Origin of the sequence: Luteibacter sp. CQ10 (assembly GCF_040900725.1) — a bacterium.
Lineage (GTDB): Bacteria > Pseudomonadota > Gammaproteobacteria > Xanthomonadales > Rhodanobacteraceae > Luteibacter.
Window position 1 is genome coordinate 175372 of the sequence record NZ_JAEUYM010000005.1, and the last position, 25259, is coordinate 200630.

A 25259-nucleotide genomic window follows, 5' to 3' on the forward strand; every position below is an offset into this window, starting at 1 on the left:
CGCGCGCTATCAGCCGCCGCGACGTCCGCCGCGACCCTGCTGGCCCTGCTTGGCCTTCTGCAATTCTTCGGCGGTGGGCGCGGCCGGCACCTGGCCCGGGGCCAGCGGCTGCACCTTCGAACCGGGCTTGAGGCGGAACTGGCCCTCGGTCACCACCTTGTCGTTGAGCTTCAGGCCCTTGCTGATGAGCACGTGGCTATCGCCGACTTCGCTGGCGGTTTCCACCGGCTGCATCTTGACCGTGTTGTCGCCCTGCACGAGATAGACGTAATCGCCGTCGGGACCGCGCTGCACGGCCTGGGCCGGCACCACGAGGCCGTTCTTCACCGTGCGCACCTTCAGCTGCACGTTGACGAACTGGCCCGGCCACAGCTGGGTCTTCTCGTTGTCGAACAGCGAGCGCAGGCGGAACGTGCCGGTGCTGGTGTCGATGGTGTTGTCGAGCACGTCGAGGTGGCCCGTGGCGATGGCGTGCGAATCGACGCGATCGAGCGCCTGCACTTCCAGGGCGGCGAGGTCGCCGCCGGCGGTCGTGGACGAGCGCACCATGTCGAGGTTCTTCTCCGGCAGGAAGAACATCACGTAGATCGGGTGCAGTTCGGTAAGCGTGACGATGGCGTCGGTCGTGGTGACGATGTTGCCGACGTCGACCGAGCGGATGCCGGCCAGGCCGTCGATCGGCGCGATGACCTTGGTGAAGCCCAACTGCACCTGCGCCGCGCGGATGGCCGCCTGGTCGGCCACCACGGTGGCGGCGGACTGGTCGAGGGTGTTCTTGAGGTTGTCGAGGTCCTGCTTGGACACGTACTGCTGGCCGCCCTTGCTGACCAGGTTCTGCGAACGCTCGAGGTTGTTCTTCGCGGTGGCGGCGGCGGCCTGGTCCTGCTTGAGCTTGGCCACCGACTGGTCGTATTGCGACTGGATCGTGCGCGGGTCGATCTCGGCGATGACGTCGCCCTGCTTCACTTCCTGGCCTTCCTTGAAGTTCAGCTTCATCAGCTGACCGCCCACCTGCGGACGCACGGTGACGGTGTTGCGCGCCTGGACGGTGCCCAGCGCGGTGAGGTAAACCGGTACATCCTGGCTGACGACGGGCACGACGGTGACCGGCACCGGCGGCTGGTCCTTGCCCTGCCCTTCGCCATTGGCCTGCGCGCCGGCGGCGGCGGCCTCGCCCTTCCCACCCTTGCCATGGTGCAGGCGCGGAACGACGAAGAAGCCCGCGATCACCACGACAACGATGACGGCCAGCGCGATTTTCCAGAAACGCGACATGAAACACTCCCAGGGGTCAAAAGCCGGCCTTCGCTCGAGGCCGGGCGCGCCGTGCGCCAACGGTTTATACCCGCAAAACGTTAACGAACCACGGCGCCAATATAGGTGTTGGGGAACGGCATTGAACAATGCCGGTTGACAGGGGTGCACCATGACTGACGGCATGTCCCCCGTCATCTCCCTGCCATGGGCGATCCCAAGACCGCTGACGAACGCCAAGGTTCCCCCTATACTCGCCGAGGTTCGTCGCCGCTTCGCGGCTTGCAGGCACGCCGAATCCCCGGGGAGGGGGGCCGGCACACCCAAAACCAGTGGAGTCAATGCGTGAGCGGTTCTCCAAGCAAGTCCGACCAGAACTTCATGCGCCAGTTTTCCTGGCTGACCGCGGGCCTGAGCGTCCTGGCCCTGATCCTGATGGTGATCGCATACACCATCTACAGTCACATTCCCAAGGAGCAGGACCCGGCGGTGGCCAAGCGCACCGAATCCCGGATCGCGCCCACGGGTGCCGTGTATGCCGGCGATACCGGCCGCGCGGCGATGCAGGCCGCCCAGGATGCCGCCGCCAAGGCCGCCGCCGCGCAGGTCGCCTATGGCGGCAGCACCGACGGCAAGACCATCTACGACAATCTCTGCCACAGCTGCCACACCGCCGGCGTGGCCGGTGCGCCGAAGCTGGGCGACAAGGGCGCCTGGAGCGCCCGCATCGCCCAGGGCACGGCCACGCTGATCAAGCACGCGATCGAGGGCTACACCGGTCCGGACGGCAACCACATGCCGGCCCGCGGCGGCAACCCCGCACTCAACGACGAGCAGATGACCAATACGGTCAAGTGGATGATCGATCAGGCGAAGTAATGCTTACCAGTTGCCGGTAACACAGAGAGGCCGCGAGCGATCGCGGCCTTTTTTGTCGGCGGCCCGCTCGGTAGGAGCCGCTTCAGCGGCGATACCTAACCCTGTCGTAACCTCGGATCGCCGCTGAAGCGGCTCCTACCGAGCGGGCCGCGGCACCGTGCCGGGTTCGGCGTCGATCCAGTTCGAGGCGAACATCCGCAAATCGGGAAAGAATCGGTCGAAAGCGTCCCTGAGCGCCCCATCGTCCGCCAGCAGCAACGGCATCGCCTCGGCCACCGGATTGGCCCGCGAGAGCCGCCGCGACAGCCCGCCGAAGGCCGCGGCCACCCGGTCGGGATCGATGTAGCCGGCGGGCAGGTCGTTGGCGTCCATATAGGTAAGGAACCGCTTGAGCCCCTCCGGGAGGATCGCCTCGGCCTCATGAAGCTCGGCGCGCACGCTATCGGAGAACGCCCCCAGCGGCTCGTCGCTCCAGCGGGCGAAATCCCGCGCCAGGCAATGATCGAACCACACGTCGAGGAGGATGCCCGCGTAACGGCGAAACGGCGCGGGCATGCGCTCGCGCGCCGCACGTACCTCCGGATGGCTATCCGTGTAGCCGTCGATGGCGCGGTGCAGGTAGATGCCCTGGCGCACGCGTGGCGGCAGCGCCTCGTCGGGGGTGCCCCTCACGAAATCGCCGAGGGTGCCACCCAGGCGCAGCTCGCTATCGCCGCCGGCCAGCAAGGCATGGGCAAGCACGTTCACGGCGGGGCTCCGGCGCGGTTGTCGTGGGCAGCGGGTATCATGACGGGATGAACGATCTACTTTCCGTGGCGCCGGAACGCTTTCCGGACGAAACCGCAAGATTCGCGCTCGACGGTCCCGCTGGCAAGCTCGAATGCGAGGCACGGGCCGCCGCGCCCGAGGGTAGGCGCGACGCCGTCGCGGTCATCTGCCATCCGCTGTCCACCGACGGCGGCAGCATGCACAACAAGGTGGTCACGATGGTCGAGCGCGCGCTGCGCGAGTCCGGCGTCGACACCGTCATCTTCAATTTCCGCAGCGTGGGCCACTCCGAAGGCGAATTCGACCAGGGCAACGGCGAGAGCGACGACCTCGCGGCGGTGGTCGCCTGGGCTCGCAAGGTGCGGCCGGGTGCCACGCTCTGGCTCGCCGGGTTCTCCTTCGGCAGCTACGTCACCCTGCGCAACGCCGTACGCCTGGGTGCCGAGGGCCTCGTCAGCATCGCCCCGCCCGCCGCGGGCCGTGGCTGGGACTTCGGCCCCATCGAGCTGCCGTCGTGCCGCTGGCTCGTGGTGATGGGCGATGCCGACGAGATCGTCGAACCGCAGGCGGTCTACGACTGGATCGACGGCCTTCCCGAAGGCCGTCGTCCGGTGCTGGTGAAGATGGAAGACACCAGCCACTTCTTCCACCGTCGCCTCATGGACCTGCGTGGCGTCATCAAGCACGCGGTGAAAGACTGGCCGCCACCGCCCGTCTCCGCATGAGCTGCAGCGCATCCACGCCGGGCGAGCGTTATCGCGACGGCATCGCCGGACACCGCTGGGAGTCCGATCCCGCCCAGCTTCCCGTCATCGCGGAGTTCGATCGCCTGCACGCCGCGTTGTGCACGTCCGACGACACGCCGGGGGGGCTCTTCGGCCGCCTGCGCACGATGTTGAGCGGCGAGCAGCGCAAGGCCGTGCCCGGCCTTTACCTTTGGGGCAGCGTCGGCCGCGGCAAGACCTTCCTCATGGATCTCTTCGTGTCCAGCCTGTCGCCCGGGCTCGCCCTGCGCCGGCATTTCCACCGCTTCATGCAGGAAACCCACGCCACCCTGCGCGAGCTGGGCGAACGGCAGAATCCGCTCGACGAAGTCGCCGCCCGGCTTGCCGCGAAGTGCCGCGTGCTCTGCCTCGACGAGTTCCTGGTCACCGACATCGGCGACGCGATGATCCTCTCCGCCCTACTCGAAGGCCTCTTCGAGCGTGGCGTCACGCTGGTCACCACCTCGAACACGCCACCGTCCGGCCTCTACAAGGACGGCCTGCAACGCGCGCGATTCCTGCCGGCCATCGCCGCCATCGAAGCGCACTGCGTGGTGCACGAGATGGTCTCGTCGCGCGACTGGCGGCTGCGCGCGCTCAGCCAGGCGCCCGTCTACCTGGTGCCTCCCGGCCCCGAGGCGGAGCGCTCGCTGGCGAAGATTTTCAACGGACAGGCACAGGGCGACATCGTCGACGACGGTACGATTCATCTCAATGCGCGTCACGTCCCGGTGCGAAAACGGGCCGACAACATCGTCTGGTTCGACTTCGCCGCCTTGTGCGAAGGACCGCGCGCGGTGTCCGATTACATCGAGCTGGCCAAGGCCTATCCCGCCGTCATCGTTTCCAACGTGCCGCAGTTCACCGCGTACTCCGAGAATGAAGCCAAGCGCTTCGTGCTGCTGGTCGACGAGTTCTACGACCGCCACGTGAAGCTCGTTCTTTCGGCCGCCGCGCCGATCACCGAGTTGTACGACGGAACGAAGGTACGCGCGGAATTCGGCCGCACGGAATCCCGCCTCATCGAGATGCAGAGCGAAGACTACCTCGGCCGTGAGCACAAGCCCTGATAAGAAAGGCCTGCGGACGGCTAGCGGCAAGCACCGGAAACAGGCCATGCTTTGCGGGCGGGTCCCCCCGCACTCCCCAAGAGGTACGCCATGGAACATTGCGAACTGATCCCCGGCCGCGGCATCCGCCGGGGCGACACCGACATCTTCTTCGGCATGCGCCGCACGGCCCTGCGTGACGCCCTCGGCTACACGCCGACCGGCGACGGCATGTGGGACGACGAAGACGAATACACCGACGGCGACGGCCGCGACTGGCTGCTGCTGCGCTTCCTCGACGACAAGCTCTGCGATATCGAGGTGCGAGGCGGCGAGCTGTCCCACGACGGCATCGAACTGAAGCACACCGACATGCCGCGGCTGCACGACGACCTCGAGCGCAAGGGCATGGCCCTGGAAGCGACCGAATGGCTCTCCGAAGGCCACGACTGCGTCGACCTCCAGATCGTCGTCGCGTCGAACAGGGACATCGAGGAATTCGACGACAGCGACCGAAGCAACGACGACAAGATCGCTTGGGTCATCACCAGCAGCGACTTCAAGGTCGAAGACTGATGGACGGCCGGCCCGCGCGTACCGTGCACGTCGTGCGCATCGCGGCGGTGGCGGCCGTGCTGGCCCTGCTGGGGGCCTGCGCATCGGCACCCACCGTCGCCCCGCAACGCAGTGCGCTGGCGCACTGGTCGCCCTCGCCCAATTTCAACGCGCGCAAGGCACAGCTCATCGTGCTGCACCACACCTCCACGGCGAACGCCGCGGAGGCCCTGCGCATCCTGAAGAGCCGCAATAGCGAGGGGCAGGTCAGTGCCCATTACCTCGTGGAAGCCGATGGCCGCATCGACCAGCTCGTCGACGACGGTGCCCGTGCCTGGCATGCCGGCGCATCGCGCTGGGCGGGCATGACCGACATCAACTCCTCGTCGATCGGCATCGAGATCGACAACAACGGCGTTTCCCCATTCACCCAGCCGCAGATCCAGGCCCTGGTGAACCTGTTGGCCGATCTCACCTCGCGACTGGGTATCCCGCGCGAGGCGGTGGTGGGACATGGCGATATCGCCCCGGGCCGCAAGAACGATCCCAGCGCGCTGTTTCCCTGGAGCACGCTGGCGCGCTACGGGTTCGGGCTATGGCCCGATCAGCCGCTCATCCCGGCCCCGCCGGGGTTCGACAGCCTCGCGGCGATACGGATGGTGGGCTACGACGTGTCCAATCCGCGCACGGCCATCGTGGCCTTCCATCGGCATTACCGCGGGATGGAGAGCGAGACGCTCGACGCGACGGATGCGTCGATCCTCTATTCGTTGCAGCGGAAGCTGATGGCGCCGCGGTCCTGAAAGCCGACGCCCGCCGGATTCGCCGATACGATCGGCTCCCACCCCTTCGGTAGCAACCTTCCTACCGGCGGGGTGGGAGCCGATCGTATCGGCGAAAAGCCTCAGTACGAAAACGAAGCGAACGCCTCGATCGTCCGCTCGACCGCCTCGTCGTCGATGTCCAGATGCGTCACCAGCCGCACCGACGGCAGGTAGCCGATGCTCAACCGCACACCCGCCGCCGTCATGTGCGCGGCGAGATCCGTCAGCCGCGGCGCCGGCACGTCGACGAACACCATGTTGGTGTGCTGCGCCCTCACGGTGAGTCCTTCGATGCGACGCAATCCTTCTGCTAACCGATGCGCGCGTGCATGGTCGTCGGCCAAGCGCTCCACGTGATGGTCGAGCGCATGCATCGCCGCCGCGGCCAGCATGCCGGCCTGGCGCCAACCGCCCCCCGCCACCTTGCGCCAGCGGCGTGCGCGATCGATGAAGGCCACGTCGCCCAGCAGCACCGAACCCACCGGCGCACCGAGCCCCTTGGACAGACACACCGACACGCTGTCGAAACCGGCCGCCACCTCGCGCGGTGATTTCCCGTAGGCCACGGCCGCGTTGTACATGCGCGCGCCGTCCAGATGAAGTTTCAGGCCCCGGCGGGTGGCCAGCTCGCGCGCCCGGCCGAGGTAATCGAAAACGAGCGTGCGGCCGTGCCAGGTGTTTTCCAGCGCCAGCACTTTCGACCGCGCGAAATGCGGATCGACCGGCTTGATGGCCGCCTCCACCTTGTCCAGCGGCAGGCTGCCGTCGGCGTCCTGCGGGATGGGCTGGGGCTGGATGGAACCCAGCACCGCGGCGCCGCCGCCTTCGAAGCGATAGGTGTGCGCGTCGGCACCCACGATGTATTCGTCGCCCCGCTCGCAGTGCGCCATGAGGCCGAGCAGGTTGCTCTGCGTGCCGGTGGGCACGAACAGCGCGGCGGCGAAGCCGAGGTCCGCCGCGAGGCGATCCTGCAGGGCGTTGACCGCGGGGTCTTCGCCGTAGACGTCGTCGCCGACCGGGGCACGCAGCATCGCCTCGCGCATCGCGTCGGTGGGCAGGGTGACGGTGTCGCTGCGCAGGTCGATCGTCTTCATCGCGAAACGGATCATCGGGAAGGAATCGCCGATGGTACGCGAAGGCGTTCACGATGCCATGTACGCACCTGCGGCATGATCGGGCCATGATCACCATCGTCATGGGCGTATCCGGCAGCGGCAAGAGCACGATCGGCGAGGGACTGGCCCAGCGCCTGGGCGTGCCGTTCGTGGACGGCGACCACCTGCACCCCCAGGCCAATCGCGACAAGATGGCCCGCGGCCTGCCGCTGGACGACGCCGACCGGCAGCCGTGGCTCGAAGCCATCGTGGCGGAGATGCAGCGGCATGACGGCCTGGTGCTCGCCTGCTCCGCGCTCAAGCGGCGCTATCGCGATTTCCTGCGGCAGGGGCGCGACGACGTGCGCTTCGTTTACCTGCGCGGGTCGCGCGAGTTGCTGGCCGATCGCCTGGCCCACCGCAGCGGGCATTTCTTCGATCCGGCCTTGCTCGATAGCCAGTTGGCGACGCTGGAAGAGCCGTCGCGCGACGAGGCCTTGTGGGTGGATATCGGGGAGTCGCCCGCGGACGTAATCGAAGACGTCATACGGGAAAAGTGCCGTAGGGAAGCGCGTCGCACATAGGACACGCAAGGCGCTGGGTTCCTGCATGCGCAGGAACGACGAACGTTTCCATCCCGCGGCTCATCGCTCCTGCGCACGCGGGAGCCCAGCGCCTCGTGACCGGTTATCGCCGGGCGCCGCTACGGCTCCTGGACCCCGCGATACGCGCTCGGCGCCTTCCCGAGCGCTCGGCGGAACATCGTCGAAAAACTCGTCGCGCTCTCGTAGCCCAGGTCGAGCGCGATCGCCGTCACCAACTCGCCCGCCGCCAGCCTCGGCAACGCGGACAGCAGGCACGCCTGCTGACGCCACTGCGCGAAACTCATGCCCGTTTCGCGCCGGAACAGTCGCGTGAAGCTGCGACGATGCATCGAAAGATCGTCGGCCCAGCCGTCGATGGCTTCGGTCACCGTCGGCCGTTCGAGGAATCGCGCGCAACGTGCCGACAGCGCGGCATGCGTCGGCAAGGGCAGTGCGAGGGGCACCGTCGGTGCGCGCGCGATCTCCGCCACCACCAGCGACATCAGCAAGCCGTCGCGACCAGCCGGGTCGTATTCGCGCGGCACGGCGGCCGCCTCGACCAGCAGGGCGCGAAGCAGGGGCGAGACCGAAAGCACCCGGCATGCTTCGCCCAAGGCGCCGGTCACCATCGTTTCCAGATAGACGCTGTTGGTGTTCACCGCGCCGATCATCCGCACCGAATGCGGTGTTCCCCCGGGAATCCACACGGCGCGCTCGGGCGGTGCGATCCATGCGCCGAAGGGCGTCGTCACGGCCACCGTCCCCCGCGACGCGTAGAGCAGTTGCCCTCGGCGGTGCCGATGGGTCGCCAGTTCAAAGGAGGCGGGGTAGACGTTGGCCCGCGACACGACCGGCCGGGGCACGGCCTCGAAGGCGTCGGCATCGTGCTGGGTCATGGTTGTCCCGTTCGCGAAGGCTTCTGACCCATATCCTAGCGCGGGACAGTCCTTGAGCGTGTTCTCATACGCGTACCCGCTCCTTTTCCCCAGGACATCCCGATGCAAGCCCCCGCCAGCGCCGAGGCGGACGCCCCGCGCGCCACCAGCCCCACCGTCTACGGCGTGATCTTCGCCATCAGCTTCTGCCACCTGCTCAACGACATGATGCAGTCGTTGCTGCCGGCCATCTATCCGGGCCTGAAGGAGGGTTTCCACCTCGACTTCGGCCAGATCGGCCTGATCACGCTGACCTACCAGATCACCGCTTCGATCCTGCAGCCGCTGGTGGGCCTGTACGCCGACCGCCGGCCGACACCGCTCGCCCTTCCCGGCGGCACGCTGTTCTCCCTGGCCGGACTGCTGGTGCTCTCGGTGGCGCACACCTACCCGATGCTGCTGGTCGGGGCCTCGCTGCTGGGCATGGGTTCGTCGGTATTCCATCCCGAATCCTCGCGCGTGGCGCGCATGGCCTCGGGCGGCCGCCACGGTCTCGCCCAGTCGCTGTTCCAGGTGGGCGGCAACGCCGGTCAGGCGCTGGGCCCGCTGGCCGCGGCCATCGTGGTAGTGCGCTGGGGCCAGTCGAGCCTCGCCTTTTTCGCGATGCTCGCCCTGCTCTCCGGCGCCATCCTGTGGAACGTGGGCCAGTGGTATCGCCACCACGGCCTCACCCGCCTGAAGGCGGGCGGCACGCACCACGTGACGGTACCGACGAGCGCCGAGGCCCGTCGCGGTATCGCCGTGCTGCTGGCCCTGATCTTCTCCAAGTACGTCTACCTCGCCAGCCTCACGAGCTACTTCACCTTCTACCTGATCCACCGCTTCGGCGTGTCGGTGGAGAGCGCGCAGTTGCACCTGTTCGTGTTCCTCGGCGCGGTGGCCGTCGGCACGGTGCTGGGCGGCCCGCTCGGCGACCGCTTCGGGCGCAAGCACGTCATATGGTTCTCGATCCTCGGCGCGTTGCCGTTCACGCTGCTGCTGCCGCACGCGAGCCTGTTCTGGACGGCGCCGCTTACGATGGCGATCGGCTTGATCCTCGCCTCGGCGTTTCCCGCGATCGTGGTGTTCGCCCAGGAACTGGTGCCGGGCAAGGTGGGCATGATCTCCGGGCTGTTCTTCGGCTTCTCGTTCGGGATGGGTGGGCTCGGTGCCGCGGGACTGGGCGAACTGGCCGACCACATCGGCATCGAGGCGGTGTACCAGGTGTGCGCGTTCCTGCCGTTGATCGGGTTGCTGGCGGCGTTCCTGCCCAACCGCAAGCGCCCGACGAACTGACTCTGCCTGGTAGGAGCCGCTTCAGCGGCTCCTACCAGGCGGGGTGAAGCACGTTTCGGCCGTTATTTCGGCAGCGCATACGCGATCACCCAATCGCCCTGCTTCGTCCCGAGCGAACCATGGCCGCCCGCGACGACGAGCACGTACTGCCGCCCGCTCGCATCCGCATAGCTCATCGGCGTGGCCTGGCCACCCGCGGGCAAGCGGGCCTCCCATAGCTTGTGCCCGGTGCGCACGTCGTACCCGCGGATGTAGTTGTCGAGCGTGCCGCTCAGGAACGTGACGCCACCCGCGGTGGTGAGCATGCCGCCCATGCTGGGCACGCCCAGCGGCATCGGGATCGGCAACGGCGCGCTGTCGACGATGGTGCCGTTCTTGTGGCGCCACATCATCCGCCCGGTACCCAGGTCGACGCCCGCGACGTAACCCCAAGGCGGCGCCTGGCAAGGGATGCCCAGCGGCGAGAGGAACGGCTGCAGCTCGATGGCGTAGGGAATCCCCTTGGCCTGCTTGATGCCCTGGGTCTCGCTTTTCGACTCCGCGACCTCCGTTTGCGCCAGCTCGTCCTTGGGAATCAGCCGCGATTGGAAGGCCATGTAACTCGGGTTGATGAGCATGAGCTGTCGCGTGGGATCCACCGACACGCCGCCCCAGTCGAACACGCCGAAGTTGCCAGGGAACACGAGCGAACCCTGCTCCGACGGCGGGGTGAACATGCCGTCGTAACGCAGCGAGCGGAAACGCACGCGGCACCACAGCTGGTCGAGCGGCGTGGTGCCCCACATGTCCCGTTCGCGCACGTCGGGCGGCGCGAAATTGAGTTCCGACAACGGCTGCGTCGGCGACGTGTGGTCGCCGGGCACCGCGCCTTGTGGGCGCGCCACTTCATGGATCGGCACGATGGGCGTGCCGTCGCGGCGATCGAGCACGTAGACGCTGCCCTGCTTGGTGGACGCCACCAGCGCGGGCTTCATGCCGTCGGCGGTCTTCAGGTCGATGAGGGTCGGCTGGCCGCCGACGTCCATGTCCCACAGGTCGTGGTGGGTGAACTGGTAGTTCCAGCGCAGCTTGCCGGTGGCGATGTCGAGGGCGACGATGCCCGCGCCGAATTTCTCCGAGGTGGGCGTACGGGTGCCGGCGAACTGGTCGGGCGTCTGGTTGCCCATCGGCAGGTAGACCATGCCCAGCGATTCGTCCACGCTGAAGAGCGACCACACGTTGGGCGAGTTGCGCGTGTAGGTGTCGCCCGCCGCGATGGGCGCGGTGTCGTCGGGCTTGCCCGGGTCCCAGTTCCACACCAGGTGGCCGTCGTGCACGTCGTACGCGCGGATCACGCCGGACGGCTCGTTCGTGGATTCGTTGTCGGTGACGTGCCCGCCGATGATGACCAGGTCACGCGTTACCGCCGGCGGCGACGTGGAGTAATAGCCGCCGGGGGTGAACGGTCCGATGTTCGCGCGCAGGTCGACGGTGCCCTGGTTGCCGAAGTCGGCGCACGGCTTGCCCGTGTCGGCATCGAGCGCGATCAGGCGCGCGTCCGCCGTGGGGAGGAACAGGCGGCGTGGGCAGATGGCCGAAGCGGTGGCCGTCGGTACCCATGTGCTGGACGCGGATGCGGGCGCCGTCGTCGCCGGCGCGGGGGCCTGGGCCGATGCGTATTTCGCGTCGTCGTGATACGACACGCCGCGGCAGGTCATGTGCTCCCAATGCTTGAATCCGACGGGGCTCTGCAACTGGGGATCGAACTCCCAGCGCCTCGCGCCGGTGGCCGCGTCCACGGCGATCACACGGCTATGCGGGGTGCACAGGTAGACGGTGTCGCCGATCTTGAGCGGCGTGTTTTCCGCGGTGGTTTCGGTGGGATCGCCCGGTCCCGGCATATCGCCGGTCTGGATCTTCCATGCCACGTCGAGGTGCTGCACGTTGTCCGCATTGATCTGCGTGAGCGGCGAATAGCGCTGCCCGAACGGCGAACCGCCGTAGTCAGTCCAGTCGGCGTCCGGACGCATCGCACGATCTCCTTGCGGGCCGGCGACGGCAGCCATGGGCAGCGAGCCCCCGAGGTCGGGTTCGGGATGCAGCGCACCGGCCGCACCGACCGCCGCGACCACGAGCAGCGCAAGGAAAAGGAACCCGCCACCCGTGCCCCGGGCCGTATTGGTGAAACGGCCCGGGGTGAGGCCGCGACGCGACCACGGCAACAACAGCCATAGGCCGAGCGCGAACCAGAGGTCCAGGCGGGTCAGCAGTTGCCACCAGTCCAGGTGCACTTCCCATACGGCCCACGCGGCGGTGCCGATCAGCAGGAACGAGAACAGGTACACGCCCATGCGCGATCGCAGCAGGAGCAGCAACGCCGACAGCAGCGTCACCAGACCGGCCACCAGGTAATAGGGCGACCCGCCGACGTGCAGCAGCTGGAGGCCTCCCCAGAGCAAGACCGCGCCGTAGGCCGCGAAGACGAAGGCGGTGAACACCGTCATCGGGTGAAAGGCGCGAGTTCTTACGTACATGGCTTCACCCTCGGGATCCTCCCGCAAAGCGTGGGGGCGAGAGCGTGAATCCGAGGTGGAGGCGTGACCGGGTCACGCGTCGTGAAACGCGCGACTCATCACCGGTCATCGCGACGACAGTTCGGCGATGACTTCGTCCAGCCCCGTCAAACCCTTGACCGACGACGTGCCGAAATCGATCCAGCCCTCGTTGAACCCGTCGATCATGCGCATGCGCGGATGCGGATGGTTCATGCCTTGCGCACGAAAACGGGCCTCCCACGCATCGCGCGGCACGACACGCGCCGTCACCTCGCGACCCAGCGCGCGCGTGAGCGATGCGGCGATGTCGTTCGGGCTCACGCGCTCCGGTCCTTCCAGTTCCACCACGCGAACCCCCTGTCCCGGCTCGTCGAGCAGCGTCGCGGCGAGGCGGCCGATGTCCTTCGTCGCCACCATCGCGATGCGCCGGTCGAGCGGTTGCAGGTAGCTGTCGATGACGCCTTCGTCGCGCGCCATGGGGATGTCCCACTGCGCGTTTTCGATGAACCACGCGGCGCGCAGGAAGGTCACCGGCATGGGCAACGTGGCGAGCTCGCGCTCCATGTGCGCGAGTTGCGAGAGCAGGTTGTCCTCGACGGCGTCGGCGCCGATGGTGGACAGCGCCACCACCCGGGCGGGCTTCGCCGTGAGCAGGGCCTCGCGTATCGAGGCGATGGTACGGCGCGACTCGGTGTAGCCGGGCGACGGATCGAACGTGGGCGGCAGCAGCACGAACACCGCTTCGGCGCCGTCGAAGGCCTGGGTGAGCGCGGCGGTGTCGTCGAGGTCGGCCACGGCGAAGTCGGCGAAGGCGCGGCCCTTGGCGGCCTGACGGACGACGGCGCGGAAAGGCCGGCCGGCCTGGGTGAGGGCCTCGGCGAGCGAGGCGCCGACCTGGCCGGTGATACCGGTGATGGCGTACATGGGGTTTCTCCGTGGGGTGACGGAGCACAGGTTAGGCCGTGCCGATCCGTGACTGAAGCGACGTGCGGTGGTTACTCCGCTGACGTTTTGTCATCGATCGGACCGGACACATGGCTGACAGGTGTGCCAGGACATGGTTTACACCTCGACCGACGTCCGCCTGAACCGTCGCGGGATCGATGTCGCGTTCAGCCCTCCACCGTAAAAGCTCCATGCACGTTGTCGGCACTCCGGCACGGCCTTTGTCGATGGCCATGACGACGCCGGGCTAACGGCAGGAGGGGTATCAATGACGCACTCGAATGCCCATAGGGAGTCACGTCATGAAGACCGTCCTCGCCGGCCTCGCGCTCACCTTCACCCTGGCCAGCGGCAGCGCCGCGGCCGGCCAGCTCGACAAGCTCGGCGGCCTCATGGGCGGGTCCGGGGGCTCGCTGACCTCCGGCAGCATGGGCAACGCCGCCGGTGTCATCCAGTACTGCATCAGCAATAACTACCTGGGCGGCCACAGCGACGCCGCGGGCGTGAAGGACCAGCTGCTCGGCAAGCTGGGCTCGGGTGACACGACGGCGGCCAGCAATGACGCCTCCAGCGGCCTGATGAGCAAGCTGGGCAAGAAGACCACCACCCCCGCCGTGCAACCCACCCAGGACAAGGGCTACCTCGACGGGGCCAAGGGCCTGCTCCGCAGCGGCGACGGCAAGACCCTCGACCTGGCCGGCGCCCAGGGCGGTGCCGGGGGCGATCTCAAGGCCCAGGTGACGCGCAAGGTGTGCGATGCGGTGCTCAAGCAGGGCAAGAAGTGGGTGGGCATGTAACGGAGCCTTTCGGGAGCCGGCTTTGCCGGCGATGGCGGTCCCGGCCCATCCCGTCGCCGCGACGCCGGCTCCGCGACCGCCTTTGCCCGGCAAAGCAAGCACATAGGTCATTTACCCTACATCTTGTGTTGACCTCCCCCTGCCTCGCCTATATCGTGTGTCCCGCTGGTGTCCGAGGAGGCGCGACTGCCCGTCGGAACTAATAGGGAATCCGGTGCGAATCCGGAACTGCCCCGCAGCGGTAAGTGGAAACGACCCCGGAACGAGGCACTGGTCTTGAACGAAGACCGGGAAGCCCCGGGTAGGCCCGGCGAAAGCCCCCGTCCACGAGTCCGAAGACCTGCCAGCAGTCGACGCCACGACCGGCGTCGATGAGGGTGGTGGCGGCTTCCGCGGGGAGGCACGTCGTGACCGGAGCCTTCGCGGGCTCCGTCCCGGCCGTTTCCGCGTGTCTCCACTGCGTCGAACCAGTTTCATGGGGTACGCCAGAATGACCACGATGGATTCCGCCGCGCGCGAGCGCACCGAGACGGCCGACACGGCCTCCCACCCCACCACCGCTCCCGGCAGCGAGAAGGCCCCCGCCGCCGGCTACCGCAACGACGCCCCGCCCGCGTTCGCCCTCACCCCGCCGCACAACCCCGGCCAGATGCGCGTGACCAAGCGCAACGGCGGCCAGGAAACCGTCGACGTGAACAAGATCGTGCGCGCGGTGACCCGCAGCGCCGACGGCCTGTACTCGGTCGATCCGATGCGCGTGGCGCTGAAGACGATCGGCGGCCTCTACGACGGCGCCACCACGCAGGAGCTCGACCAGCTCTCGATCCGCACGTCCGCCGCGCTCACCGCCGAGGAACCGGAATACGGCCAGCTCGCCGCGCGCCTGCTATCGGCCTTCATCGACAAGGAAGTGGCCGGGCAGGAGATCCAGTCGTTCTCGCAGTCGATCGCCACCGGCGCCGAACTGGGCATCCTCAACACCCGCCTGCGCGACTTCGTGCAGGTCAACGCGCGCAAGCTCAACGACGCCATCGACACCGCCGCCTCGCGCCGCTTCGAATACTTCGGCCTGCGCACGGTGTATGACCGCTACCTGCTGCGCCACCCGACCAAGCGCTTCGTCATCGAGACGCCGCAGTATTTCTTCATGCGCATCGCCTGCGCGCTCGGCGGCAACGACGTGACCGAGACGCTCGAGCTGTACCGCATGCTCTCCTCGCTGGAATACCTCGCCAGCTCGCCGACGCTGTTCAACGCCGGTACCGCGCACGAGCAGCTGTCCTCGTGCTTCCTGCTCGATTCGCCGCAGGACGACCTGGCCTCGATCTACGCCAAGTACGGCGACGTGGCCCAGCTGTCGAAGTTCGCCGGCGGCATCGGCCTGGCCTATTCGCGCATCCGTTCGCGCGGCTCGCTGATCCGCGGCACCAACGGCCACTCCAACGGGCTCGTGCCGTGGCTGAAGACGCTCGACGCCTCGGTCGCCGCCGTGAACCAGGGCGGCAAACGCAAGGGCGCGGCCTGCGTGTACCTGGAAAGCTGGCATGCCGACATCGAGGAATTCCTCGAACTGCGCGAGAACACCGGCGACGACGCCCGCCGCACGCACAACCTCAACCTCGCCAACTGGGTGCCCGACATCTTCATGCGCCGCGTGGAGAGCGACGGCGACTGGTCGCTGTTCGACCCGAAGATCGTGCCGCACTTCGTCGATACCTGGGGCGCCACCTTCGACGCCGCCTACGAGAAGGCCGAGGCCGAGGGCCTGGCGGTGAAGACGATCAAGGCGCGCGAACTCTACGCCCGCATGCTGCGTTCGCTTGCGCAGACCGGCAACGGCTGGATGACCTTCAAGGATCGCTCCAACGCCACGAGCAACCAGACCGCGCGTCCGGAAAACGTCATCCACCTGTCGAACCTGTGCACCGAGATCCTCGAGGTCACCAACGAGGGCGAAACGGCCGTCTGCAACCTCGGCTCGGTGAACCTCTCGCGCCACGTGGTCGACGGCGCGTTCGATTTCGACAAGCTCGCCTCCACCGTGCGCACCGCCGTGCGCCAGCTCAACCGCGTGATCGACCTCAACTTCTACCCGATCGCCACGGCGAAGACGGCCAACGAGAAATGGCGTCCCGTCGGCCTGGGCGTGATGGGCCTGCAGGACGTGTTCTTCAAGCTGCGGCTGCCGTTCGATTCCGACGAGGCGCGCGCGCTGTCCACGCGCATCTCGGAGGAGATCTACTTCCACGCGCTGTCGATGTCCAACGAGATCGCCGAGCGCGACGGCGCCCATCCGGGCTTCGACGAGAGCCGCGCCGCCAACGGCGAGCTCCAGTTCGACTACTGGCCGGCCGCCACGCCCAACGGCAAGGACGACCGCTGGGCCGAGCTGCGCGCGAAGATCCAGCAGCACGGCCTGCGCAACTCGCTGCTCATCGCCATCGCGCCCACCGCGACCATCGCCTCGATCGCCGGCTGCTACGAGTGCATCGAGCCGCAGGTATCCAACCTGTTCAAGCGCGAGACGCTCTCGGGCGACTTCCTCGTGGTCAACCGCTACCTCGTCGAAGAACTGAAGACGCTGGGCCTGTGGACCGCCGACATCCGAGACCAGATCAAGCTGGCCGAAGGTTCGGTGCAGGGCGTGGCCGCCATCCCGGCCCAGCTGCGCGCGGTGTACCGCACCGTGTGGGAACTGCCGCAGAAGGCATTGATCGACCTCGCTGCCGCCCGCGGCGCGTACATCGACCAGAGCCAGTCGCTGAACCTGTTCATGGAAAACCCGAACATCGGCCAGCTTTCATCGATGTACATGTACGCCTGGAAGTCGGGCGTGAAGACCACCTACTACCTGCGCTCGCGCCCCGCCACGCGCATCGCCAAGACCACGGTCAGCGCGGCCGCCTCGGCACCGGTCGCGCCGCCGGTCGACGCCCAGGAACAGGCCACCGCCGCGGTGTTCTGCTCGCTCGAAAACCCCGAATACTGCGAGGCCTGCCAGTAATGTCCGCCAGCCCCATCACCCGCGATTCGCATCTCCTCGACCCCGGCTTCGAGCTGACGCTGCGCCCCATGCGTTACCCGAAGTTCTACGAGATGTATCGCGCCGCCATCCGCAACACCTGGACGGTGGAGGAAGTGGACTTCTCGCTCGACGTGACCGACCTGAAGTCGAAGATGTCGGACGCCGACCGCCACCTCATCCACCGGCTCGTGGCGTTCTTCGCCACGGGCGACACCATCGTGTCGAACAACCTCGTGCTGAACCTCTACCAGCACGTGAACTCGCCCGAGGCGCGCATGTTCCTCTCGCGCCAGCTCTACGAGGAAGCGCTGCACGTGCAGTTCTACCTCACGCTGCTGGACACCTACATTCCGGAGCCGTCGGAGCGCAACAAGGCCTTCGCCGCCATCGAGAACATCCCCTCGATCCGCCAGAAGGGCGAGTTCTGCTTCAAGTGGATCGACTCGATCCAGGACATCCACCGCCTGGAAACCCGCGAGCATCGCCGCCAGTTCCTGCTGAACCTCATCTGCTTCGCCGCGTGCATCGAGGGCCTGTTCTTCTTCGCCGCCTTCGCCTACGTGTATTACCTGCGTTCGCGCGGCCTGCTGCACGGTCTCGCCTCGGGCACCAACTGGGTGTTCCGCGACGAGTCGGGCCACATGGCCTTCGCCTTCGACGTGGTGCGCACGGTGCGCGAGCAGGAGCCGGATCTCTTCGACGAGGAAATGCGCCGGCAGGTGGAAGAGATGCTGGAAGACGCCATCGCCTGCGAGACGCAGTTCGCCCAGGACGTGCTCTCCGGCGGCGTGGCCGGCCTGTCGGTGAACGACATGCGCCAGTACCTCGAATACTGCGCCGACCAGCGCCTCGTGCAGCTGGACATGCCGAAGAAGTACGGGGCGAAGAACCCGTTCGACTTCATGGACCTGCAGGACGTCCAGGAACTCACCAACTTCTTCGAGCGGCGGGTGTCGTCGTACCAGGTGGGCGTGCAGGGCGAGGTGTCGTTCGACCAGGCGTTCTGATCCCGTCGCCGCTACGATCGGCTCCACCCCTTCGATAGAATGTCCGCTACCGGAGGGGTGGGAGCCGATCGCATCGGCGAAAGCCAACGGAGCGGCGATGCGGCAGCGCAACATTCCGCGATAGAATGGGAGCCATCATGCCAGACACCCCCACCATGCTCCCCATCGCCCGCCCCACCGAAGCCCGTCTCCTGGAGATCGTCTTCCCCGATCACACCAACCACCTGGGCACGCTGTTCGGCGGCCAGGCGCTGGCGTGGATGGACAAGGCCGCCTTCCTCGCCTCGTCGCGCTATTCCCGCAAGGTGGTGGTCACGGCCCGCTCCGAGCAGGTGGATTTCCACGTGCCGGTGCGCAAGGGCCAGATGGTGGAGCTGATCGCCACCGTGGTGTCCGTGGGCCGCACCTCGATGAACGTCGACGTGGCGATGTACACCGAAGACCTCATCACCGGCGAGCGCGAGCTGTGCACGCGGGGCACCTTCGTGATGATCGCGCTGGATGCCGACCACAAGCCGACGCCGGTCGAGGCGTAACCTCCAAGCGGGCCACACCTCGCTTGGTAGGAGCCGCTTCAGCGGCGAAAGCCGGATCGCGACACGGTTAGGAATCGCCGATGAATCGGCTCCTACCAAGCGAGGGAGGCTTCGCCTGCCTGTATTGACTTAGAGCGCACTCGAAGTCGTACGCTTCCGGTCATGCCCCACGCCATGACCATCGCCGAGGCCGCCCTCGCCACCGGCCTCACCGCGCACACGCTGCGCTACTACGAGCAGATCGGCCTGATCGACCCCGTGCCGCGCCGCAGCGGGCAGCGGGTCTACGGCGAGCTCGAGATCCGCCTGATCGGCTTCGTGCTGAAGCTGCGCGCCACGGGCATGCCCATGCGCGACATCCAGGAATACGTGCGCCTGCGCCGGCTGGGCGACACGCCCGAGAGCATCCGCTTGCGCGGCGACCTGCTGGCTCGCCACGCCGCGCACCTGCGCGAGGAGCTGACCACCCTCAACGACACCATCCAACGCCTCGACGACAAGATCGCCCTCTACCGGTCGATGTACGTCGCCGACGGCGCGCCTTCCCCGGCCGAGGCCGCGGCACCGCCGCCCCCGGTCACCGCCCCCTCGAAACGAAGGAAACAGGCATGAAGACACGCACTCTCGGCAAGAACGGTCCCCAGGTATCGGCCCAGGGCCTCGGCTGCATGGGCATGAGCGAGTTCTACGGGCAAGGCGACGAAAAGGAAAACATCGCCACGCTGGAGCGCGCCCTCGAGCTGGGCATCACGTTCTGGGACACCTCCGACGCCTACGGCCCGCACACCAATGAGGAGTTGCTCGGCCGCGTGCTGCAGGGCCGTCGCGACAAGGTGTTCCTGGCCACCAAGTTCGGCATCGTGCGCGACCCGAACGACCCGTCCAAACGCGGCATCAGCGGTCGCCCGGAATACGTGCGCGAGTCGGTGGAAGGCAGCCTGCGCCGCCTGAAGACCGACCACATCGACCTCTACTACCAGCACCGCGTCGATCGCGAGGTGCCGATCGAGGACACCGTCGGCGCCATGGCCCGCCTCGTGGACGAGGGCAAGGTGCGTTACCTCGGCCTCTCCGAAGCCTCGGCCGCCTCCATCGCCCGCGCCGCGAAGGTGCACCCCATCCACGCGCTGCAGAGCGAATACTCGCTGTGGACCCGCGACCCGGAAACCACCGGCACCCTCGCCGCCTGCCGCGAACACGGCATCGCGCTGGTGGCCTACAGCCCGCTGGGCCGCGGCTTCCTCACCGGCGCCATCACGAAGCCCGACGACTTCGCCGAGGACGATTACCGCCGCGGCAACCCGCGATTCATGGGCGAGAACTTCACGAAAAACCTCGCCATCGTCGACAAGGTGAAGCGATTCGCCGCCGACAAGGGCTGCACGCCCAGCCAGCTGGCCCTGGCCTGGGTGCTGGCCAAGGGCCAGGACATCGTGCCGATTCCCGGTACCAAGCGGGTGAAATACTTGGAGGAGAACGCCGGCGCCGACGACGTCGCGCTGAGCGAGGCCGAGGTCGCCGAGATCGACGCGGTGTTCCCGGCCGATGCGGCCTCGGGCGACCGCTACCAGGCCGTGATGATGGGCACCATCAACGCGTGATCGGAGGCGCCTGACCTATAATGGCGGTTTGTTGCACGCGGCAAACCGCCATCATGTCGTCCCCCGACCACTCGCCACTGGGCAAGGCCACCGTCTACGCCGATCGCTACGACGCGAACCTGCTCTTCCCCATACCCCGCCAGGGCAAGCGCGACGAGATCGGCGTGCGTGAAGGCGCGTTGCCGTTCCACGGCGAAGACCTCTGGAACGGCTACGAGCTTTCCTGGCTCGACGCGCGCGGCAAACCCCGCGTGGCGGTGGCGGAATTCCGCTTCCCGGCCACCACGCCGAACATCGTCGAATCCAAGTCCTTCAAGCTCTACCTCAACGGCTTCGCGCAAGAGCGCATCGCCGACGCCGCGTCACTTCGCGACACGCTGGTGCGCGATCTCTCCGCGGCGGCGGGCGGCCCGGTCGAGGTGGCGCTGCATGCCCCCGACGAACTGCGCGGCACGCCCATCGGCGAGCCCGACGGCCTGCTGCTCGATGCGATGGACATCGACTTCGACAGCTACGGCCCGCCCCGTCCCGACTTCCTGCATGCGGGCGACGGCGAGGTCCGCGAGGTGCTGGTCTCCCATCTGCTGCGCTCGAACTGCCCGGTCACCGGCCAGCCCGACTGGGGCAGCGTGCAGGTGTCGTATGCCGGCGCCCCCATCGACCGCGCGGGCCTGCTGCGGTACCTGGTCTCGTTCCGCCGCCACACCGAATTCCACGAGCAGTGCGTGGAGCGCATCTTCATGGACCTGAGCGAGCGCTGCGCGCCGCGCGAACTCACCGTCTATGCGCGCTACACGCGCCGCGGCGGCCTGGACATCAATCCGTTCCGAAGCACCGACCCCTCCGCGAGGGCCACGAATCCCCGTGGCGCCCGCCAATGATGAACGCCGCATTCATGCGTTCTTCATTGGTCTTGCCTTTAGTTGTGTAGCCTGTAACCTGCGGCGGCGCCCGCTCCTTTCGACCCAAGCCATTCCGGAAAACCCACACATGAAGCTTTCCTTGCGTTCGTCCGTCCTCGCCACGGCCACCGTCGCCGGCCTGCTGGTCCTCACCGCCTGCGGCAAGAAGGACGAACAGCAGAACGCCCCTGCCGCGGCCTCCACCGCGCCGGCGGCCGCTCCGGCTCCGGCCGCTACCGCCCCGTCGGCCACCGCGCCGGCCGCCGCCAGCACGGCCGCTGCCGCACCGGCCGCCCAGCCCGCCGCCACGCCGGCCGCGCCCGCCGCGGCCAGCGAATCGCTGAAGGTCGACTCGGTCACCCTCGGCAGCGCCGTCGGCGCCGACAAGAAGGTGTCCAAGGCCAAGACCACCTTCACCCCGAACGAGAAGACCATCTACGCCTCGGTCGCCACCGACGGCACCACCGCCGGCGCCACGCTGAACGCGAAGTGGACCTTCCAGGACGGCGACACCGCCACCACCGTGAGCGACATCAGCCAGTCGGTCAGCACCGACGGCCCGGCCGTCACCACGTTCAAGATCCAGAACCCGAACGAGTGGCCGGAAGGCAAGTACAAGGTCGTCGTCTCGCTCAACGGCCAGGCCGTGGGCAACGAGGCGTTCGAGGTGAAGAAGAAGTAAGCGATCTTTTTCGCTTGCCCTTGAAGAGCGCGGCTTCGGCCGCGCTTTTTCGTAGGAACGACGCCGCGAAAATCGGGTGCAAGGCGCTGGGTTCCTGCCTGCGCAGGAACGACTCGAGGTTATTTTGAGGCGACGTCGAATCCTTGTAGCGCGTCGTTCCTGAGAAAGCAGGAACCCGGCGCCTCGCGTCCGAGCGAGCGACCCGCCGCCATCGACTTATCGCGCAAGCAGCCCATTGAGCGTCGCGTAATCGAGTTCCCCCGGCGGCGCCACGCCCAAGAACGCCGCCGCCCCGCGCGCCGCGCCCGCATACGCCTCGAGCGACAACGCGATCCCCGCGCTCAACCGCCGCGCACCCGCCTCGAACAACGCCTCGCGCGAGGGCAGTTCCGGTACCAGCATCACGTTGAGCGGCATGTCGCCAAGGGCCGTCGTCACGCGGCGGATGGCCTCGACCGTGCGAATGCCCGGCGCGAACAGCCCGTCGGCGCCCGCCTCGCGATAGAGGCCCGCGCGGCGGATCACCTCATCCACCGCCGCATCGCCCGACGCCAGTCCGCGCAGGTAGATGTCGGTGCGCGCGTTGATGAACAGGTCGCGCCCGCCGAGTGCCGCGCGGATGGCGCGAAGCTTCGCGACCAGTCGCTCGGGCGCGCCGGCGCCATCCTCGATGTTGATACCCGCCACACCCGCCTCGGCCAACCGCGCCACGAAGGCGCCGACCGCCTCCGGATCGTCCGACCCACCTTCCTCGATGTCCACGCTGAGCGGCACGTCCACCACGCGAAGGATGCGTCGCACGGCGGCGGCCTGCTCGTCCTGAGAAAGCCGGTTGCCGTCCGGCCACCCGCAGGCCCAGGCGACGCCCGCGCTGGTGGTGGCGATGGCCGGCGCGCCGGCATGGCGGATCGCCGCGGCGCTGCCGGCATCCCACGCGTTGGGCAGCACGAGCAGGGCCTGGCCCCGATGGAGATCACGGAAACGTTGCACGGACATGGCGGTACTCCCGGTTGGATGGCATCACCATCGCCGGTCGCAGGCATGTCCGCAATGACCCCGCAGGTCATGGCCGCCATGCCGTCGGCGCGTTACCTTGGCCCCATGCCCACCGCCACGTTCGGACCCCTACTGAAGACCTGGCGCATCGCGCGGCGGATGAGCCAGCTCGATCTCGCCCTGGATGCGGGCGTGTCGGCGCGCCACCTGAGCTGCGTGGAAACGGGAAAGTCGTCGCCCAGCCGCGACATGGTCGCCCGGCTGGCCGACTGCCTCGACCTGCCGCTGCGCGAGCGCAACTCGCTGCTGGTGGCCGCGGGCTACGCGCCGCGTTACCGCGAAACGCCGCTGGCGATGCCCGGACTGTCATCGGTGAACCGTGCCATCGAAAGTCTATTGCGCCAGCAGGAACCCTACCCCGCGTTCGTGCTCAATCGGCATTGGGACATCCTCAAGGCCAACGAGGCAGCGGTCCGCGTGAACGGTCATGTCCTCGACGGCAGGCCGCCGAAGCACATGAACATGGTCCGGCAGATCTTCGACCCCGACGACCTGCGCCCCGCCGTGGCGAACTGGGACGAAGTGGCCGGCGACCTCGTGCGCCACCTGCACGAAGCCATCGCCGCCGCACCCGGCGACGATGCCCTCCGCGCCCTGCTCGACGAAGCGCTTTCCTATCCCGGCGTGCCGGCGCGCTGGCGCCAGCGCCATCTCGAACAGCCCCTCTCACCGCTGCTCGCCACCGTCCTGCGCCGGCGTGGCGACGAGTTCCGGTTCTTTTCCACGATCACCACTTTCGCCGCACCGCACGACGTGACACTCGAGGAAGTGCGCATCGAATGCTGTTTTCCCGACAACGACGACACCGCCACCCTGTGCCGCAGGCTGTCTTCCCCGGCGGGCTGACCAGATTTTTTCAGCTTCGATGCGGTTTCGTGAGCGCCGCGCCAAGGCGCGGTGAGGTGACATCTCACCGCGTGAAGACGGGTCTTTCAGGTCGCGGGTGGTCGAATGCCTCCCAACCCGCAGGCGCGGGCACTTGCAACGAGGAAGGAAAAGTCATGAACGAAGACGTCATCAAGGGTCAGTGGAAGCAACTCAAGGGGCGGATCAAGGCCAAGTGGGGCGACCTGACGGACGACGATCTGGATGTCGCCGAGGGTAACAGCGAATACCTCGCCGGAAAGATCCAGGAGCGCTACGGAAGGGCCAAGGACGACGTCGAGCGGGAAATCCACGACTTCCGCAAAGATATCGATCGTCAGTACTGATCCTCCTCACACATACCAACCCGCTTCCAAGGAGCCAACGTCATGCTGCATTGGGCCGTCATCTTCTTTGTGATCGCGATCATCGCCGCGATCTTCGGCTTCACCGGCATCGCCGCCGGCGCGGCCAGCATCGCCAAGATCCTCTTCGTGGTGTTCCTGATCCTGTTTATCCTCTCGCTGCTGTTCGGCGGCCTGCGTCGCGGGCCGAGGATATAAGACCGCGACACATGATCGACGAAGCCCCGGCATCGAGCCGGGGCTTTTTTTTTGCGTCACCCTTTCACGCATCAACGATCCAGGAGGTGCCGCCGAAGGAATGCTCGCGTCCGTCCATTCGCGAGTTCGGCGTCCCCCGCGTGGAAGTGATCCCCACCGGGCCGCGCGAACGCGTGGTCTCGCCCCTCGTAGACATGTGTCTGGACGAACCGGTTGCCCTCCAGGCCGCCGGCGATCCGCTTCTGCGCGGCCTCATCCATGAACGCGTCGGCCCCCGCCAGATGGATGAGCAACGGTGAACGTATGCCTTCCGCGCGATCGAGGTAACGCTCCGTCTGGCTGCCGTAGTACTCGACGGCCGCATCCACTCCCCCCCGCGTGGCGACGATGAAACTCAACAGCCCGCCGAGGCAATAGCCCATGACGCCCACCTTGCCGTTGGCGGCAGGCAAGGCCCGTGCGACCGCGATGGTGGCTTCGATGTCATCGGCCGCCACCTCGACGTCGAGTCGGCTGTAATAACCCAGCGCTTGCTCCCAGTCCTCCTTGCTGTGCTCGGACAGCAGGATGCAGGGGCTGAAACGCCAGAACAGGTCGGGAGCGATCGCGATGTAACCGTCGCGGGCGAGGCCGTCGGCGATGCCGCGGATACCTTCGGTCACGCCGAAGATCTCCTGCACGACCACCACCACGGGTGCGGGGGTGACACTGGGATACGCGATGTAGGCACCGAAACGGTCTGACACGCTGAAATTCAACATGGGAT

At 67.4% G+C, this 25259-nt stretch carries 26 protein-coding genes and 1 riboswitch; of the genes, 18 read left to right on the forward strand and 8 right to left on the reverse strand.

Features of this window, described 5'->3' with window-relative positions; translation table 11 throughout:
* Positions 1-9: 9 nt before the first annotated feature.
* Positions 10-1275: an efflux RND transporter periplasmic adaptor subunit gene (locus tag JNG39_RS18285; RefSeq protein ID WP_368313415.1), complete on the reverse strand. Its 1266-nt coding sequence runs from the start codon at positions 1273-1275 to the stop codon at positions 10-12.
* Positions 1276-1635: 360 nt separating this feature from the next.
* On the opposite strand from JNG39_RS18285, the gene JNG39_RS18290 reads away from it, so the two are divergent.
* Positions 1636-2133, forward strand: a complete 498-nt coding sequence (locus JNG39_RS18290; RefSeq protein WP_368313522.1) for a cytochrome c5 family protein — start codon at positions 1636-1638, stop codon at positions 2131-2133.
* A 135-nt stretch (positions 2134-2268) separates the two neighbouring features.
* Here JNG39_RS18290 and JNG39_RS18295 read toward each other — a convergent pair whose 3' ends face one another.
* Positions 2269-2880 (reverse strand): ACP phosphodiesterase, encoded by a 612-nt coding sequence (locus tag JNG39_RS18295; protein WP_368313416.1) that lies wholly within the window; start codon positions 2878-2880, stop codon positions 2269-2271.
* Positions 2881-2927: 47 nt separating this feature from the next.
* Between JNG39_RS18295 and JNG39_RS18300 the strand changes: the two genes are divergently transcribed.
* From JNG39_RS18300 to JNG39_RS18315, 4 genes are all read left to right on the forward strand, one after another.
* Complete coding sequence (locus JNG39_RS18300; RefSeq protein ID WP_368313417.1) at positions 2928-3626, forward strand: alpha/beta hydrolase; 699 nt, start codon at positions 2928-2930, stop codon at positions 3624-3626.
* Complete coding sequence (zapE, locus tag JNG39_RS18305; protein WP_368313418.1) at positions 3623-4735, forward strand: cell division protein ZapE; 1113 nt, start codon at positions 3623-3625, stop codon at positions 4733-4735. The genes JNG39_RS18300 and zapE overlap by 4 nt, the downstream gene beginning before the upstream one ends.
* Before the next feature lie 90 nt (positions 4736-4825).
* On the forward strand, positions 4826-5290 hold the full coding sequence (locus JNG39_RS18310; protein ID WP_368313419.1) for a hypothetical protein: 465 nt from the start codon (positions 4826-4828) through the stop codon (positions 5288-5290).
* Positions 5290-6072, forward strand: a complete 783-nt coding sequence (locus JNG39_RS18315; protein ID WP_368313420.1) for an N-acetylmuramoyl-L-alanine amidase — start codon at positions 5290-5292, stop codon at positions 6070-6072. Before JNG39_RS18310 ends, JNG39_RS18315 begins: the two co-directional genes overlap by 1 nt.
* Positions 6073-6173: 101 nt before the next feature.
* Here the strand turns inward: JNG39_RS18315 and ltaE are convergent, their stop codons facing one another.
* Positions 6174-7187, reverse strand: coding sequence for a low-specificity L-threonine aldolase (ltaE, locus tag JNG39_RS18320; protein WP_368313523.1), 1014 nt, complete (start codon positions 7185-7187; stop codon positions 6174-6176).
* 86 nt (positions 7188-7273) lie between these two features.
* Here ltaE and JNG39_RS18325 point away from each other — a divergent pair, with 86 nt between their 5' ends.
* Complete coding sequence (locus tag JNG39_RS18325) at positions 7274-7771, forward strand: gluconokinase (protein WP_368313421.1); 498 nt, start codon at positions 7274-7276, stop codon at positions 7769-7771.
* A 119-nt stretch (positions 7772-7890) separates the two neighbouring features.
* Here the strand turns inward: JNG39_RS18325 and JNG39_RS18330 are convergent, their stop codons facing one another.
* Entirely contained in the window at positions 7891-8667 is a 777-nt protein-coding gene (locus tag JNG39_RS18330) for a helix-turn-helix domain-containing protein (protein ID WP_368313422.1), read from the reverse strand.
* 102 nt (positions 8668-8769) lie between these two features.
* On the opposite strand from JNG39_RS18330, the gene JNG39_RS18335 reads away from it, so the two are divergent.
* Positions 8770-9981 carry an MFS transporter gene (locus JNG39_RS18335; RefSeq protein WP_368313423.1) on the forward strand — a complete coding sequence of 404 codons (1212 nt, stop codon included), beginning with the start codon at positions 8770-8772 and terminating at the stop codon, positions 9979-9981.
* Positions 9982-10043: 62 nt separating this feature from the next.
* Here JNG39_RS18335 and JNG39_RS18340 read toward each other — a convergent pair whose 3' ends face one another.
* Positions 10044-12494, reverse strand: coding sequence for a glucose/quinate/shikimate family membrane-bound PQQ-dependent dehydrogenase (locus JNG39_RS18340; RefSeq protein ID WP_368313424.1), 2451 nt, complete (start codon positions 12492-12494; stop codon positions 10044-10046).
* 105 nt (positions 12495-12599) lie between these two features.
* Positions 12600-13439, reverse strand: coding sequence for an NAD(P)H-binding protein (locus JNG39_RS18345; protein WP_368313425.1), 840 nt, complete (start codon positions 13437-13439; stop codon positions 12600-12602).
* A gap of 323 nt (positions 13440-13762) precedes the next feature.
* On the opposite strand from JNG39_RS18345, the gene JNG39_RS18350 reads away from it, so the two are divergent.
* From JNG39_RS18350 to JNG39_RS18385, 8 genes are all read left to right on the forward strand, one after another.
* Positions 13763-14257 carry a DUF2501 domain-containing protein gene (locus tag JNG39_RS18350; protein ID WP_368313426.1) on the forward strand — a complete coding sequence of 165 codons (495 nt, stop codon included), beginning with the start codon at positions 13763-13765 and terminating at the stop codon, positions 14255-14257.
* Between the two features lie 149 nt (positions 14258-14406).
* Positions 14407-14620, forward strand: a riboswitch (cobalamin riboswitch).
* A 127-nt stretch (positions 14621-14747) separates the two neighbouring features.
* Entirely contained in the window at positions 14748-17261 is a 2514-nt protein-coding gene (locus JNG39_RS18355; protein ID WP_368313427.1) for a ribonucleoside-diphosphate reductase subunit alpha, read from the forward strand.
* Positions 17261-18289: a ribonucleotide-diphosphate reductase subunit beta gene (locus JNG39_RS18360; protein WP_247371313.1), complete on the forward strand. Its 1029-nt coding sequence runs from the start codon at positions 17261-17263 to the stop codon at positions 18287-18289. The genes JNG39_RS18355 and JNG39_RS18360 overlap by 1 nt, the downstream gene beginning before the upstream one ends.
* Before the next feature lie 137 nt (positions 18290-18426).
* Complete coding sequence (locus JNG39_RS18365) at positions 18427-18825, forward strand: acyl-CoA thioesterase (RefSeq protein ID WP_368313428.1); 399 nt, start codon at positions 18427-18429, stop codon at positions 18823-18825.
* 162 nt (positions 18826-18987) lie between these two features.
* Positions 18988-19437, forward strand: a complete 450-nt coding sequence (locus JNG39_RS18370; RefSeq protein ID WP_368313429.1) for a MerR family transcriptional regulator — start codon at positions 18988-18990, stop codon at positions 19435-19437.
* Entirely contained in the window at positions 19434-20426 is a 993-nt protein-coding gene (locus tag JNG39_RS18375) for an aldo/keto reductase (RefSeq protein WP_368313430.1), read from the forward strand. Before JNG39_RS18370 ends, JNG39_RS18375 begins: the two co-directional genes overlap by 4 nt.
* Before the next feature lie 53 nt (positions 20427-20479).
* Positions 20480-21307 carry an NADPH-dependent 7-cyano-7-deazaguanine reductase QueF gene (queF, locus tag JNG39_RS18380; protein WP_368313431.1) on the forward strand — a complete coding sequence of 276 codons (828 nt, stop codon included), beginning with the start codon at positions 20480-20482 and terminating at the stop codon, positions 21305-21307.
* A 109-nt stretch (positions 21308-21416) separates the two neighbouring features.
* Positions 21417-22010 carry a hypothetical protein gene (locus JNG39_RS18385; RefSeq protein ID WP_368313432.1) on the forward strand — a complete coding sequence of 198 codons (594 nt, stop codon included), beginning with the start codon at positions 21417-21419 and terminating at the stop codon, positions 22008-22010.
* A 216-nt stretch (positions 22011-22226) separates the two neighbouring features.
* Here JNG39_RS18385 and JNG39_RS18390 read toward each other — a convergent pair whose 3' ends face one another.
* On the reverse strand, positions 22227-23006 hold the full coding sequence (locus tag JNG39_RS18390) for an isocitrate lyase/phosphoenolpyruvate mutase family protein (RefSeq protein ID WP_368313433.1): 780 nt from the start codon (positions 23004-23006) through the stop codon (positions 22227-22229).
* Between the two features lie 45 nt (positions 23007-23051).
* On the opposite strand from JNG39_RS18390, the gene JNG39_RS18395 reads away from it, so the two are divergent.
* From JNG39_RS18395 to JNG39_RS18405, 3 genes are all read left to right on the forward strand, one after another.
* Positions 23052-23912 (forward strand): helix-turn-helix domain-containing protein, encoded by an 861-nt coding sequence (locus JNG39_RS18395; protein ID WP_368313434.1) that lies wholly within the window; start codon positions 23052-23054, stop codon positions 23910-23912.
* Between the two features lie 155 nt (positions 23913-24067).
* Positions 24068-24277, forward strand: a complete 210-nt coding sequence (locus tag JNG39_RS18400) for a CsbD family protein (RefSeq protein ID WP_144916768.1) — start codon at positions 24068-24070, stop codon at positions 24275-24277.
* Between the two features lie 42 nt (positions 24278-24319).
* Positions 24320-24493: a DUF1328 domain-containing protein gene (locus JNG39_RS18405; RefSeq protein WP_144916766.1), complete on the forward strand. Its 174-nt coding sequence runs from the start codon at positions 24320-24322 to the stop codon at positions 24491-24493.
* A gap of 71 nt (positions 24494-24564) precedes the next feature.
* Here the strand turns inward: JNG39_RS18405 and JNG39_RS18410 are convergent, their stop codons facing one another.
* Positions 24565-25254 (reverse strand): dienelactone hydrolase family protein, encoded by a 690-nt coding sequence (locus tag JNG39_RS18410; protein ID WP_368313435.1) that lies wholly within the window; start codon positions 25252-25254, stop codon positions 24565-24567.
* Positions 25255-25259: the final 5 nt, after the last annotated feature.